This window comes from Pseudanabaena sp. PCC 9330, assembly GCF_055795045.1.
This window is the reverse complement of the sequence record NZ_JAYFES010000120.1, coordinates 1-13,600: the sequence shown is the minus strand read 5'-3', so window position 1 is coordinate 13,600 and position 13,600 is coordinate 1. Positions and strand designations below refer to the sequence as shown.

10 protein-coding genes and 1 pseudogene are annotated in these 13,600 nt (G+C 58.1%); 6 read left to right on the top strand and 5 right to left on the bottom strand.

The genetic code is table 11. The features are described 5' to 3' along the window. Window positions 1-65 precede the first annotated feature (65 nt). Window positions 66-1,082: a pentapeptide repeat-containing protein gene (locus tag AC0QKW_RS24915; protein WP_473153819.1), complete on the top strand. Its 1,017-nt coding sequence runs from the start codon at window positions 66-68 to the stop codon at window positions 1,080-1,082. 43 nt (window positions 1,083-1,125) lie between these two features. On the opposite strand, the pseudogene ruvB reads toward AC0QKW_RS24915, so the two are convergent. Both ruvB and AC0QKW_RS24905 read right to left on the bottom strand, forming a co-directional pair. Then, a pseudogene (gene ruvB, locus AC0QKW_RS24910) lies at window positions 1,126-2,100 on the bottom strand (Holliday junction branch migration DNA helicase RuvB); the annotation flags it as partial. A 261-nt stretch (window positions 2,101-2,361) separates the two neighbouring features. Further along, on the bottom strand, window positions 2,362-2,568 hold the full coding sequence (locus AC0QKW_RS24905; RefSeq protein WP_473153818.1) for a hypothetical protein: 207 nt from the start codon (window positions 2,566-2,568) through the stop codon (window positions 2,362-2,364). A gap of 463 nt (window positions 2,569-3,031) precedes the next feature. Here AC0QKW_RS24905 and AC0QKW_RS24900 point away from each other — a divergent pair, with 463 nt between their 5' ends. After that, on the top strand, window positions 3,032-3,379 hold the full coding sequence (locus AC0QKW_RS24900) for a hypothetical protein (RefSeq protein WP_473153817.1): 348 nt from the start codon (window positions 3,032-3,034) through the stop codon (window positions 3,377-3,379). Window positions 3,380-3,694: 315 nt separating this feature from the next. Here AC0QKW_RS24900 and psaB read toward each other — a convergent pair whose 3' ends face one another. The 3 genes from psaB to AC0QKW_RS24885 all read right to left on the bottom strand — a co-directional run bounded on the left by psaB (window position 3,695) and on the right by AC0QKW_RS24885 (window position 10,395). Then, a complete protein-coding gene (gene psaB / locus AC0QKW_RS24895; RefSeq protein ID WP_473153816.1) occupies window positions 3,695-5,896 on the bottom strand; it encodes a photosystem I core protein PsaB in 2,202 nt (733 codons plus the stop codon). Window positions 5,897-6,006: 110 nt separating this feature from the next. Beyond that, complete coding sequence (gene psaA, locus AC0QKW_RS24890; RefSeq protein WP_473153815.1) at window positions 6,007-8,271, bottom strand: photosystem I core protein PsaA; 2,265 nt, start codon at window positions 8,269-8,271, stop codon at window positions 6,007-6,009. A gap of 654 nt (window positions 8,272-8,925) precedes the next feature. After that, a complete protein-coding gene (locus AC0QKW_RS24885; protein WP_473153814.1) occupies window positions 8,926-10,395 on the bottom strand; it encodes an aminotransferase-like domain-containing protein in 1,470 nt (489 codons plus the stop codon). Window positions 10,396-10,642: 247 nt separating this feature from the next. Here AC0QKW_RS24885 and AC0QKW_RS24880 point away from each other — a divergent pair, with 247 nt between their 5' ends. From AC0QKW_RS24880 to AC0QKW_RS24865, 4 genes are all read left to right on the top strand, one after another. After that, on the top strand, window positions 10,643-10,939 hold the full coding sequence (locus AC0QKW_RS24880) for a hypothetical protein (protein ID WP_473153813.1): 297 nt from the start codon (window positions 10,643-10,645) through the stop codon (window positions 10,937-10,939). 123 nt (window positions 10,940-11,062) lie between these two features. Beyond that, window positions 11,063-11,527: an NUDIX hydrolase gene (locus tag AC0QKW_RS24875; protein ID WP_473153812.1), complete on the top strand. Its 465-nt coding sequence runs from the start codon at window positions 11,063-11,065 to the stop codon at window positions 11,525-11,527. Window positions 11,528-11,613: 86 nt separating this feature from the next. Continuing rightward, the gene (locus tag AC0QKW_RS24870; protein ID WP_473153811.1) at window positions 11,614-12,372 is read left to right on the top strand and encodes a M48 family metallopeptidase; all 759 of its coding nucleotides are present in this window, start codon (window positions 11,614-11,616) and stop codon (window positions 12,370-12,372) included. Between the two features lie 3 nt (window positions 12,373-12,375). After that, window positions 12,376-13,491, top strand: coding sequence for a tocopherol cyclase family protein (locus AC0QKW_RS24865; protein WP_473153810.1), 1,116 nt, complete (start codon window positions 12,376-12,378; stop codon window positions 13,489-13,491). The last annotated feature ends 109 nt before the right edge of the window (window positions 13,492-13,600 follow it).

Sequence of the window (13,600 nt, the reverse complement as noted above, 5' to 3'; positions counted from 1 at the left end):
AGCCCGGTAGGCAAAACATGACCCATGACTAACGATACTGATCAGCAACTTTGAGTAAAACAGGTATGACTCTCAAAACGCTAGAAAACCTCTGGACAGCCTTTGTCGATGGGGAGCGAGACTTTACTGGCATCGATCTGGCCGGGGCTGACCTCAACCACTGGAGCCTGGCTCGAGTTGACTTCTGGGGTGCCGACTTTAGCGGTGCCGACCTGACCAAAGCCAATTTTCGCCGGGCCAATCTCAAAGAAGCGGTGTTTAGTCACGCCAACCTGGCCGGAGCTGACCTGCGCTGGACTGACCTGCGCGAGGCTGTTTTGACCGGAGCTGACCTCAAAGAAGCCCGCCTGGAAGGCGCACTATATAACCCTAAAACCCTCTTCCCCCAAGAGTTTTGCCCGGTGGAGGCACGCATGGTGAGCCTCAAACCAGGGGCACCCCTAGCGACCCAAGATCTGCGCGATCGCGACCTGGGCGGCACTGATTTGAGCGGCGCTGACCTGAGCGGGGCGCTGTTGGTCAACAGCCAACTGTTTGGGGCGGTGCTAAGGCAGGCCAATCTGCTCAGCGCCCTGCTGAGCGACAGCGACCTGCGCTACGCCGACCTGCGCCAGGCCACTCTCATGCTAGCCGACCTGCGAGGGGCTGACCTGCGCCAGGCCGATCTGCGCCGGGCCAATTTGGTCGGGGCCAACCTGCGCAACTGTCAGCTAGCTGGTGCCTATCTCGACGGGGCACTCTATTCTGACAGCACCCAGTTTCCGCGCGGGTTTGAGCTACCCACATCGCTGCATCGCCTGGCCCCTGGGGTCTCACTGTGGGGGGTCGACTTGAGCGGTGCCAGGCTGACTGGGGTTGACCTGCGGGGGGCCAATTTGGCCGGGGCCAACCTGATGCAGGCCGACCTCTGGGGAGCCTGCTTGGCCGATGCCGACTTGTCTGGGGCCAATCTGCTGGGCACTAACCTGCTGGGCACCGACCTATCTGGCGCCAACCTCAACCAGACCAATCTGATGCAGGCCATCATCGACTTGCCAGGAGACGCGGCAGCGATCGCGACCTTAAATAGTCAGATCGCCTAAGGATGGGCGATCGCGTGGATGGACGCCCAACTTCTCCTACTAATCACAGCAGGGGAAGTTGGCTGCCATCTTCGGCAGTTGCCTCGTAGCCTAGATGGCGGCGGGCAGCAGGGGTGACCATGCGACCTCGGGGGGTGCGTTGCAGATAGCCAATCTGCAATAGGTAGGGCTCGTAAACTTCTTCGATGGTTTGTGGGTCTTCGCCGGTGGCAGCGGCCATGGTATCGAGTCCTACGGGGCCACCGCCAAAGTTTTCGATCATCACCGACAGCAAACGGCGATCGGTCCAGTCGAGACCGCAGGGGTCGACGTTAAAAAGCTCTAGCGCTTCGGCGGCCAGGGCGGCGGTGATGGGGCCAGCAGCTTTGACCTGGGCGTAGTCGCGCACCCGGCGCAGCAGCCGGTTGGCAATGCGGGGGGTGCCCCGAGCACGGCGGGCAATGGCTTCAGCCCCGTCGGGCTCGACCGGAGTTTTGAGCACATCAGCGGTACGCAGCACGATGGGGGTAAGCTCGTCAATTTCGTAGAAGCGCAACCGCTGGATCAGGCCAAAGCGATCGCGCAGAGGCGAACTCAAGGCCCCCACCCGAGTAGTTGCCCCCACCAAAGTAAACGGGCAGAGGGGAATGCTGCGGGTGCGGGCCGACTGCCCCTTGCCAATGGTGATATCTAAGCGCGAGTCCTCCATGGCTGGGTAGAGAATTTCTTCGGTAACCCGAGGCAAGCGGTGAATCTCATCGATGAACAGCACGTCGCCGGGCTTGAGGTTGACCAGCAGCCCGGCAATGTCGCGGGGGCGCTCTAGGGCAGGAGCAGTGGTAATTTTGCAGACTACGCCCATCTCTTGGGCCAAAATCAGGGCCATGGTGGTTTTGCCCAGACCAGGCGGCCCGTAGAGCAGCAGGTGATCAAGGGGCTCTTTGCGCGACTGAGCAGCTTTAATGGCAATGTCGAGCACTTCCTTCAGTGCCGCCTGGCCGATATAGTCTTGCAGCCGCTGGGGGCGCAGGCTGTCTTCTACGGCCAAAACCCCAGATGTGGCAGACAGCTCTGCGTCGATATCGTCGGGCTGAGCATCGCCACCCTTGACCAAAGAGAGCAATGGCTCTGCCGCAGTCTCTACTGGGGCGATCGGGGTCGACGGTTTCGCCTTAGCCTGCTTAGCCTTGGCAGCCTGCATCTGGCCTGAGTCGTCGGACGTGTGGGAAGAAACAATCGCCATAGGGGAGCCTTAGGGGCAGCCCCCCTATGATACTGTGGTGCATTTGCACTATCAAGCCTACAGCAGTACCAGCATAATGCCCAAGCCAGACAGCAGGCCTAGGATGACTGACCCCAGCCCTAGATCGTCTGGCGGGGATACGCTGAGGTCTTTTTCAAAGTCGCACTTGAGGCAGTGATAGACCGTGGGCTTATACTCAACGATGCTATGGCTGCCGCACTGAGGACACTGCACACTGGGCGGGGTGAGGGTAGATACAGTCATGGCTACGCACCTGTAGATAAATGGGCAACCAGGGACACACCTAGCAGCATGAAACATATGTCCGGTCTGCACGAGGGGGAAAACTTCTGAAAAGCTCTGGTCTCAGTTCAGGATTTAGACCACAGCTTTGACCCAGGTGGGTCAAATTCCGGGCTTTGCTCCGCATTTATTTCCGTTGATACCCTCGGCCAAGCCGGTGAAAGGCTCAGACCTCATCCGTAATACAACATACTACAAGCAGGCGGCTGTTGTCTATAAGACAGGGGGAAGGCGCTTACCTTCAAGGGGTACTAGCTCTCAGTGAGGTTTTTGGTCAGGCAAATTTCCTCTGAAAGGTATAGATGAGGGTCGTACTGCTGATAGACGTGGGCAACAAGAGGGGCGTCTATGGTTGTGTTAAGCACTAGCGGACTGCATATTTGCACCACGCCTGAGGCTATTCACTATTCTCAATGGAGGCACTATGGCTAACTCCCGAGTTGAAAGCGACAATTACGATCCTCATATGGTTCCCGCTGAAACTGCCGCGCGCAAAGAGCGTGAGGAATCTGGATACAAGCAGGTAAACGAAAAAGATCTAGGAGATTCGATCGACACCGCTGCCGGTGCTACCGTAGACCAAGAAGGGCTAGCAAATAACTACCCCGTTGAGCCTGAGATGTACATCAATGAACCCGGCGACCTGCGAGAAGAAATGGAGGCAGAAAAGGCGCAGCGCAAAGCTGATTTGCAGGAAATCAACCAAACCGACGAAAGCGGCAAGGTGACGAGCGGGTCTGATCAACGCGGCAAAGGCGTTGGGCAGATTTAAGCAGAGCAGCGTCGGCATTCGTTTGAGGCGCGATCGCATTTACCAAGTAAGTGCAATCCAATAGACAGTTGCAAAATAGGGCCAGGAGTTATTCCTGGCCCTATTTTGCAATGGAGCTGACTTTGATTGCTTTTTATAGGCGCAGGCGATCGATGCGTTGAATTAGGCGATTTTTTCAGCACTCATAGCTGTCTCGGCCTGACTTTTCTTTAGCTTAACTTTCAGGGCAATGGGGCATAGTACGAGTGCCACAAAACAAAACTCCCCGGAGCAATGCACCGAGGAGTTTTGAAGGATTTACCTAACTAGCCCAACCTAGCCAAAGCGGCTTGACGTCGAAGCTATCAGGAAGGCCGCATAGGTGAGGATGTAACCCACAGTGAAGTGAGCCAGACCCACCACCCGAGCCTGCACAATCGACAGGGCAACGGGCTTGTCCTTCCAGCGAACCAGGTTCGCCAGAGGAGTGCGCTCGTGCGCCCAAACGATGGTCTCGATCAGCTCTTGCCAGTAACCCCGCCAGGAGATCAAGAACATAAAGCCGGTGGCCCAAACCAGGTGCCCAAAGAGGAACATCCAGGCCCAGACGGCGAGATTGTTCATGCCGTAGGGGTTGTAGCCGTTGATTAGCTGAGAGCTGTTGAGCCACAGGTAGTCGCGCAGCCAGCCCATCAGGTAGTTCGACGACTCATTGAACTGAGCCACGTTCCCAGACCAGATAGCGAGATGCTTCCAGTGCCAGTAGAAGGTAGTCCAGCCGATGGTGTTCAGCATCCAGAACATTGCCAGGTAGAACGAATCCCACGCGGAGATGTCACAGGTGCCGCCACGGCCAGGGCCGTCGCAGGGGAAGCTGTAGCCAAAGTCCTTTTTGTCGGGCATCAGCTTAGAGCCGCGCGCATCCAGAGCACCCTTGACCAAGATCAGGGTGGTGGTGTGCAGACCCAGGGCGATCGCATGGTGAACCAGGAAGTCGCCAGGGCCAATGGTCAGAAACAGCGAGTTAGCGTTGCTGTTAATGGCCTCAAACCAGCCGGGCAGCCAGACGGCGTTGGCGGTCTGAGTCACGCTGTCGGGGTTCGACAGCAACGTGTCAAAGCCGTAGAGCAGCTTGCCCGAGGCAGCTTGCACCCACTGGGCAAACACGGGCTCGACCAGAATCTGCTTTTCGGGGGTGCCAAAGGCCACCACCACGTCGTTGTGGACGTACAGACCCAGGGTGTGGAAGCCCAGGAACAGCGACACCCAGCTCAGGTGCGAGATGATCGCTTCTTTGTGTTGCAGAACGCGGTCGAGGACGTTGTTCTTGTTGGCAACGGGGTCGTAGTCGCGGATCAAGAAGATCGCGCCGTGGGCAAAGGCCCCCACCATGATGAACCCAGCGATGTACTGGTGGTGGGTGTAGAGCGCCGCCTGGGTGGTGTAATCCTTCGCGATGAAGGCGTAGGAGGGCAGCGCATACATGTGCTGCGCTACCAGGGAGGTGACCACACCGAGGCTAGCCAGGGCCAGCGCCAGCTGGAAGTGGAGGGAGTTGTTCAAGGTGTCGTAGAGACCCTTGTGCCCTTCACCCAGACCGCCTGCAGGAGGCTTGTGAGCATTCAAGATTTCCTTGATGCTGTGGCCAATGCCGAAGTTGGTGCGGTACATGTGCCCGGCGATGATAAAGATCACCGCGATCGCCAGGTGGTGGTGGGCAATGTCCGTCAGCCAGAGGGCTTCGGTTTGGGGATGAAACCCACCCAGGAAGGTGAGAATCGCCGTCCCAGACCCGGTCGCCGTACCAAAGATATGGCTAGAGGTGTCGGGGTTTTGGGCGTAGACACCCCAGTTACCGGTGAAGAAAGGCATCAAGCCTTCGGGGTGGGGCTTCACAGAGAGGAAGTTGTCCCAACCGACGTGAACGCCGCGAGCTTCGGGAATCGCCACGTGCACCAGGTGCCCGGTCCAGGCCAGAGAGCTGACGCCAAACAGACCAGCCAGGTGGTGGTTGAGGCGAGACTCGGCGTTTTTAAACCAGGAGAGGCTGGGGCGAAACTTGGGCTGAAGGTGCAGCCAGCCTGCAAACAGGAGAATGGCCGACACAATCAGCAGAAACACGGCACCAGCATAGAGCTCGCTGTTGGTGCGCATACCGATGGTGTACCACCAGTGGTAAACACCGGAGAATGCCACGTTAACCGGGGTCGAGGAACCAGCTTGGGAGAAAGCATCTACCGCAGGCTGGCCAAAGTGAGGATCCCAAATCGCGTGGGCGATGGGTTTGACGTTGAGCGGATCTTTGATCCACTGTTCAAAGTTGCCTTGCCAGGCGACGTGGAACAGGTTGCCCGAAGTCCACAGAAAGATGATTGCCAGGTGGCCAAAGTGGGAGGCGAAAATCTTCTGGTAAAGATTCTCCTCCGTCATGCCGTCGTGGCTTTCAAAGTCGTGGGCGGTGGCAATCCCGTACCAGATCCGCCGTGTGGTCGGATCTTGGGCCAAGTCCTGGCTAAATTTGGGGAATTTAGTTGCCATGAATCAAAAAGGATTCTAGTACGACATTTGAGTCATGAGTGCGGTATGTAGGGGCGTAGGGGTGCACTGCTGTGCGCCCTGCGCCCCCAGGAGATTCCATGACGAGAAACCTAGCCCACCGCGATAATTCGAGCCAGGAAGAAGGCCCAGGTGGTGGCGATACCCCCGAGGAGGTAGTGGGCCACACCCACAGCCCGACCCTGAGTAATGCTCAGAGCGCGAGGCTGAATAGCGGGAGCCACCTTCAGCTTGCTGTGAGCCCAAACGATGGACTCAATCAGCTCTTGCCAGTAGCCGCGGCCACTGAACAGGAACATCAGGCTAAAGGCCCAAACAAAGTGGGCACCCAAGAACAGCAGACCGTAGGCCGACAGAGCCGAACCGTAGGAGCCGATCACCTGAGAGGCCTGAGCCCACAGGAAGTCGCGCAGCCAGCCGTTAATGGTGATCGCACTTTGGGCGAAGTTACCGCCGGTGATGTGACTCACCGTGCCATCGGGGCTCACTGTGCCCCAAATGTCGGACTGCATCTTCCAGCTGAAGTGGAAAATTACAATCGAGATCGAGTTGTACATCCAGAACAGGCCCAGGAACACGTGGTCCCAACCGGAAACCTGACAGGTGCCGCCCCGACCAGGCCCGTCGCAGGGGAACCGGAAGCCCAGTTCGCCTTTGTCGGGTACAAGCCGAGAGCTGCGGGCGTACAGCACGCCTTTGAGCAGAATTAGCGCGGTCACGTGGATGGTGAAGGCGTGGATGTGGTGCACCATGAAGTCGGCGGTGCCGAGGGTCATGGGCATCATCGCCACCTTGCCAGCCACAGCGACGACATCGCCACCAAAGATGGGGCTAACCCCAGCCAGGGCGTTGGGTGCAGTGCCCCCTGCCGCCGCTGCATGGAACCCTTGCACCCACTGGGCAAAGACCGGTTGCAGGTTAATGGCGGTGTCAGAGAACATGTCCTGGGGGCGGCCCAGGGCGCGCATGGTGTCGTTGTGAATGTACAGACCAAAGCTGTGGAAGCCGAGGAAAATACACACCCAGTTGAGGTGAGAAATGATGGCATCGCGGGAACGCAGCATGCGATCGAGCGCGTTGTCGACATTCACCGCCGGATCGTAGTCACGCACCATAAAGATGGAGGCGTGGGCACCGGCCCCCACGATCAAGAAGGCGCCAATCCACATGTGGTGGGTAAACAGCGACAGCTGAGTGGGGTAATCCGTCGCGATGTACGGATAGGGCGGCATGGCGTACATGTGCTGCGCCACGATGATGGTGATGGAACCGAGGATGGCCAGGTTAACCGCCAGCTGGGCATGCCAGGAGGTGGTCAGGTTCTCGTACAGGCCATCGTGGCCCTTGCCACCAAAGAGCAGAGGATCGCCTTTGTGGCCTTCCAAAATCTCCTTCATGCTGTGGCCGATGCCCCAGTTGGTGCGGTACATATGACCCGCAACAATGAAGAGCACGGCTAGCGCTAGGTGGTGGTGAGCCGTGTCAGACAGCCAGAGGCCGCCAGTCACAGGATTGATACCACCCTTGAAGGTGAGGAAGTCGGCGTACACACCCCAGTTGAGGGTAAAGAAGGGCTTCAGGCCCTCAGCAAAGCTGGGGTACAGATCAGCCATCAGGCTTTTATTCAGGATGAACTCGTGGGGCAGGGGGATATCCTGCGGAGCCACGCCAGCATCCAGCAGCTTATTAACGGGCAGCGCCACGTGAATTTGGTGACCGGCCCAGCTGAGGCAGCCCAGACCGAGCAGGCCAGCCAGGTGGTGGTTCATCATCGATTCCACGTTTTGGAACCACTCCAGCTTGGGAGCGGCCTTGTGGTAGTGGAACCAGCCAGCAAACAGCATCAGGCCCGCCATTACCAGTGCGCCAATAGCGGTGCAGTAGAGCTGGAAGCCATTGGTAAAGCCAGAGGCGCGCCACATCTGGAACAGGCCAGAGGTGATTTGAATACCCTGGAAACCACCACCCACATCGGCGTTGAGGATCTCTTGACCGAAGATCGGCCAGACCACCTGGGCGCTGGGCTTGATGCCCGTGGGGTTGGTCATCCAGGCTTCGAAGTTGGAAAACTTAGCGCCATGGAAATACATGCCGCTAAGCCAGATAAAGACGACGGCTAGGTGACCGAAGTGCGCACTAAAGATTTTGCGCGAGATGTCTTCTAGGTCACTGGTATGACTATCGAAATCGTGAGCGTCGGCGTGAAGGTTCCAAATCCAAGTGGTGGTTTTGGGGCCCTTAGCCAAAGTGCGATCAAAGTGACCGGGCTTGCCCCACTTCTCAAATGAAGTAGGAACCGGATCCTTATCAACAACAACTTTAGCTTTCGCCTCCCGCTCGCGCGGGGTAGTTGTCATGGAGACTCTCCTCTCTCTAGACAAAGCAATACAAGAATCAATCGCTTTAGCTGAACTGTACCCGTGGTCACAATGGCCCGCAGGCACAACCGATACTAAGACGGTGATTGCTCTTGAGCATTATAGTCTCGCAATTTGACGCTTTTTGACGGAGGTTAACAATAATTCAATCTGCGGAATCCCTTGATCTGCGGGCTTTCTGGAAATACTCCGATCGCAAAATTGATCTCTAACAGGGCGTTCTATTAACAAAACTCAATAAACAATCGGCTCGGCATCTCCAAATTGGCAGTTAAGCCATCTTTTTGTTAATTGATGTTAACAATCAAGGCTCGTTGCTTGATCTTTGGCGGGTTTCAGAGGATCTAAAGCTTCCGAAATTAGAGAATCTGCTGCTGTAGTTAGGGGCATGACCAATCAGGAGGCATCAATCATGGCCAGAGCTATTTGCATCTACAGCGGCAGTGGGGTGGGTAAGTTCAATGGATTTGCCGAGCCTTACGAAGGGCGAGGATCGGGGCGGTAGGGAGAAGGGGCGATCGCCTACCCGTATCTAGCCGTACAGTAGCGTTACTCTTTAAAAAATTCTCTAAAAGGCTAAATTCTCTAAAAGGCTACGTAGCCTTTTACTAAGTAGTCTATGGCGTATCACCCCTACCCTTCGCGCAAAAAATTTTCGGCCAGCTGCGTTTTGATCAGCTTGCCGAGGGTTTGCATGGCCTGCTCGACGGTATCTGACCAGGGCACGGCGGTGTTGAGCCGAAAGCAGTTGCCGTAACACTGGCCCGAGGCGGAGAACATGATCCCTGGGGCGATCGCAATGCCCTGCCCCAGCGCCTCTTTATATAGGCGCATCGAGTCAAAGCCCTCGGGCATTTCGAGCCAGAGCACATGGCCACCGCTGGGACGGGTCATGCAGGTTTCGGCTGGAAAGTGGTCGCGCACGGCCTGCTGCATACGCAGCATTTGCTCGTGGTAGGTGCGGCGCAGGTGGCGCAGGTGGCGATCGTAGCCGCCGTTGGCTAAAAAGGCCGCCACCGTGAGCTGGGGGGCCATGGCCGTGTTTTGGTTCAAAATCGACTTCATGCGGGCAATGTCGGCGTGGTAGCGCCCACCAGCGCACCAGCCCACCCGCAACCCCGGTGACAGAGTTTTGCTCACCGAGGCGCAGTAGAGCACCCGGTTTTCGGTATCAAAGGCCTTGATGGCCTTGGGGCGAGTGCCTTCAAAGCACAGATCGCCGTAGACATCGTCTTCGACTAAGGGGGTGTGGTAACGGTTAAGCAGATCGACTAAGCATTTTTTCTTGGCATCGTCCATGCAGCTGCCCAGGGGGTTGCTGAAGTTAGACACCAGCAGTACCACCTTAACTTGGCCGGTTTGCAGCGCCTCTTCTAGGTGAGGCAGGCTGAGGCCGTCGCGGGGGTGGGTGGGCAGGGTGAGCGCCTTGAGCCCCAGACATTTCAGCGCCTCTAGGGAGGCAAAGTAGGTGGGTGACTCGATCGCCACCGTATCTCCGGGCTGGGTCAGAGCCTGGAGACAAAAGTAGATGGCCTCGTTGGCCCCGTTGGTGATCACCAGCTGGTCGGGATGTACCGAGCAGCCCGCGTCGAGCATACGCTTGGCCAGCTCAGCCCGCAGCTCTGACACCCCCAGGGGTGTGCCGTAGGCATGGGCCAGGAGAGAGTTGTCTCGCAGCACTTTACCCATCAGCCGGTTGAGCTGGGCCAGGGGCAGATGCTCTAGGGCCGGCAGCGCCGCTCCCAGCTGAATCAGCCCTGGATCGCGCATCAGGCTGATGACCTCGAAAGCCAGAGAGATGTCAATATTGGTGGCCTGGCGGGGCGGCGCGGTGGGGGCAGGCTCCTGGGGCAGCGGTAGAACCCCCTGTTTGACGTAGTAGCCCGACTGGGGCCGTACCACAATCAGCCCCCGGTCTTCGAGCAGGCGATAGGCTTCCATCACGGTGGAGGTGCTGACCGAGAGCTGCGATCGCAGTTTGCGCACCGACGGCAGCCGATCGCCCGGTTGGAGGGTGCCGTCGGTAATGAGGGTCTGTAGGCGATCGGCTACCTGCTCGTAGAGCACCTGGTTGGGGGAGAGGGCGATGGGGGAGAGGGCCATAGGTGAGGAATGGGGCGGTGAGGGGGATAGGGCAGTGAAGGAGATGGAAGGCTTGGAGACTGAGCGGCAATCGGAACAGTTTTGGGAGGCAACGACCGGAACAGTCTGGAAAAATTGAACTGTTACCAAAACAATTTACGCTAACTGCCTCTGTTCCGGTAGGGGCAGAGGCCCGAAACTTGAGCTATGCCGAATCGATTCGTGCTGTTCCCTTTGGCAAATGCCGTTTACATGCAGGACAGCCCCCATGAAACCCAACAGTTTGTACGCTCATCTTGAGCTCATTCAAGATCTGCCCGCTCAACCCACCCAGACCGATTACTCTCTGGGTCGGGCTTGGGCGGTGGCCAAGGCCCGTCTTGGCCCAGTAGCCAGTGGTCTACTGACTTACCTTTGCGGATCTACCGATCTGCGGGTGACCGTCAGGCGCGATCGCAGCGGTCACCCCCGGCTGGTCGCCTACGACCCAGTCACCCAGCAGCGCCGCACCTTTGGCACCGAACAGGAGCTACGGGCGTGGATTGACCAGCGCTACTACCAGTAGCCCTATGCCAATAGCGCCAGGCGATCGAGCTAACCCGCTGAGCTAGAGCGCCAGTGCTCTAGCTCTAATCTATATCGATGGGCGAAGCTGGTAGGGTCAACGGCTTTTATCGCAATTACCCCTATGACCACAAAACCTGAGGTGGCGATCGCCATTCTCTACCAAGGCGATCGCTTCTTGCTCCAGCTTCGCGACGACATTCCCACCATTGCCTGGCCTGGCCATTGGGGCTTCTTTGGCGGTCATCTAGACCCAGGCGAAACCCCCGATACCGCTGTCTACCGAGAGCTGCGCGAAGAGATCGGCTACGACGCACCGCAGTTAAGTCTATTTAAACGATCAGAATCAGAGACCGTCGTTCGCCATGTGTACCACGGGCCGCTGGTGGTGCCAGTAGAGAGCTTGGTGCTGACGGAGGGTTTAGACCTAGGGCTGTGGACTGTAGACGAGATTCACCAAGGCAAACGCTTCTCTGATCGCGCTGGGGAGGACCGCCCCATGGGCACACCCCATCAGGAACTTTTGCTCTCTTTTCTGGAGAGCCGTAGGATAGAACAAGCCATACCAAATCCGGCTCAGGAGTTGTAGTTTACCCACGGGCACAGCTTCCTTGTGGGCCTTGGCCCGGTTGGGTTTGGATGACCTCTATCTATATAGTGCGTTCTTGCCGCTCCATGGCTGAATCGTCTGAACAGCTCCAGCTTTTTGCCTCCGCCCCGGCGGATCTGCCTGAATACCGCATTCGAGAAAGCGCCCGCGCCCGCCACGTCTCGCTGAAGGTGCACCTCAACGGTGAGATCGAGGTGGTGGTGCCCCCCGGCTTTGACCACGGTCAGGTGCCCGATCTGCTGCATCGACGGCGGGACTGGCTGTGGCGATCGCGCCAGCGCCTAGCCCACCAAACCGCCACCCTAGCCGACGAGCACTTTGAAGAAAAGCCGGGGCAGATCGAGGTGCGATCGCGTCACCAAACCTGGCAGGTTAACTACCAGACCGCCTCTACCCGCAGCCTGTCGCTAACCCAGAGCGCCCCCCAAACCCTGCTGCTGCGCGGCCCCATAGACGACAGCGCCGCCTGCGCCGCTCTGCTGCGCCAGTGGCTCAGCCGCAAGGCCCGAGCCGAGTTTGCCCCCTGGCTGCGGGAGCTGAGCTTTGTGGTCAAGCTGCCCTTTGGCCGAGTGTCGATTCGCGGTCAAAAGACCCGCTGGGCCAGCTGCTCTAGCAACAAAGACATCAGTCTCAACTACAAGCTGCTGTTTTTGCCGCCAGAGCTGGTGCACTATGTGTTTGTCCACGAGCTGTGCCACACCATGCACATGAACCACTCCAAGGCGTTTTGGCAGCTGGTAGAGAAAAAGCTGTCGGGGCACCAGCGCTACCGCGACGAAATCCGCGATAGCTGGCAGTACGTTCCTCGCTGGGTCGAGGAATAACCCATGCTTCACCCCCTCCAAACTCCCCACAGCGGCTACCACTGGAATGACAGTGCCGGACGCTTCTTTGAAGGCTGGTACTTTCGGGTCACAATCCCCGATATTGGGCAGACCTTTGCCTTCATGTACTCCATCGAAGACCCCGGCGGGGGCTATGCCCACAGCGGCGGCTCAGCCCAGATTCTTGGCCCAGAGGATGGGTACGTTTGCCGGTCGTTCCCTGATGTGGAGCTGTTCTGGGCGTGGCGGGAGGGGCTAGGCCTCGGGCACTGGCGGGGGCAATCCCCTAGGGCAGGCAAAAATGCCGGGGCCCAGCATGCTGGGCCCCGACGACAGCAACCCCGGCTGCTGTCATCGTCAGAATTTCAGGGCACCGTTGCTGAGGGCTACCAGGTTACTGCCACCTGGCATCAGGGCTATTTAAACGACCCCGCATTTGGCCCGGTGGCTTGGGAATACCATACTGAGCCGATCTACGGCTGGGCCAGCAGGGGCAACCCCCAGCAATCTACCGCTGGGCTGCTCTCTAGTCTGCAAATTTTTGAGCCGGGCTGGCAGATTCTGATGGCCCATGGCCACGCCACCGGGTGGGTCGAGTGGCGGGGCCAGCGCTACGAATTTGCCCATGCGCCTGCCTACAGCGAGAAAAACTGGGGGCGATCGTTCCCTCAAAAGTGGTTTTGGCTCAACTGCAATGCCTTTGAGGGTGTGCCCGACCTCGCCTTTACCGCCGTGGGTGCGCGCCGCCAGGTGCTGACTTGGCTGGAGTCGGTGGCCATGGTGGGCATCCACTATCGAGATCAGTTCTACGAATTTGTGCCGTGGAATGCGCGGGTGAGCTGGCAGGTAGAGCCGTGGGGCTACTGGCACATGCGCAGTGAAACTCTCAATTACGTGGTTGAAGTCACTGGCACCACCGCTCACTCGGGTACACTAGTGCGCGTGCCGAGCCACGAGGGCATGGTCTTTCGCTGTCGCGATACGACCCAGGGCAACCTCAACCTCAACCTGTGGCAAAAGCGGGAAGGCAAGCTGGAGTTAGTGGTAGCGGCTAGCAGTACCCAGGCCGGGCTAGAAGTCGGTGGTAGCCCTTGGGATACTCCCTGGGTGAACAAGTGATACCAAATCCTCCTTGTATGCCCCCGATTCGGCAGGGCAAACGGTTGTTTGCCTTGCCGAATCGGGGTTTTGTGAGCGTCTTAAGCTACCAGGGCAGCACTTCGCCGTT

What these genes read in the sequence shown, in the direction of transcription:
- AC0QKW_RS24915 (WP_473153819.1), top strand. Translation starts at nt 66, where the DNA reads ATGACTCTCAAAACGCTAGAAAACCTCTGGACAGCCTTTGTCGATGGG.
- AC0QKW_RS24905 (WP_473153818.1), bottom strand. Translation starts at nt 2,568, where the DNA reads ATGACTGTATCTACCCTCACCCCGCCCAGTGTGCAGTGTCCTCAGTGC.
- AC0QKW_RS24900 (WP_473153817.1), top strand. Translation starts at nt 3,032, where the DNA reads ATGGCTAACTCCCGAGTTGAAAGCGACAATTACGATCCTCATATGGTT.
- psaB (WP_473153816.1), bottom strand. Translation starts at nt 5,896, where the DNA reads ATGGCAACTAAATTCCCCAAATTTAGCCAGGACTTGGCCCAAGATCCG.
- psaA (WP_473153815.1), bottom strand. Translation starts at nt 8,271, where the DNA reads ATGACAACTACCCCGCGCGAGCGGGAGGCGAAAGCTAAAGTTGTTGTT.
- AC0QKW_RS24885 (WP_473153814.1), bottom strand. Translation starts at nt 10,395, where the DNA reads ATGGCCCTCTCCCCCATCGCCCTCTCCCCCAACCAGGTGCTCTACGAG.
- AC0QKW_RS24880 (WP_473153813.1), top strand. Translation starts at nt 10,643, where the DNA reads ATGAAACCCAACAGTTTGTACGCTCATCTTGAGCTCATTCAAGATCTG.
- AC0QKW_RS24875 (WP_473153812.1), top strand. Translation starts at nt 11,063, where the DNA reads ATGACCACAAAACCTGAGGTGGCGATCGCCATTCTCTACCAAGGCGAT.
- AC0QKW_RS24870 (WP_473153811.1), top strand. Translation starts at nt 11,614, where the DNA reads ATGGCTGAATCGTCTGAACAGCTCCAGCTTTTTGCCTCCGCCCCGGCG.
- AC0QKW_RS24865 (WP_473153810.1), top strand. Translation starts at nt 12,376, where the DNA reads ATGCTTCACCCCCTCCAAACTCCCCACAGCGGCTACCACTGGAATGAC.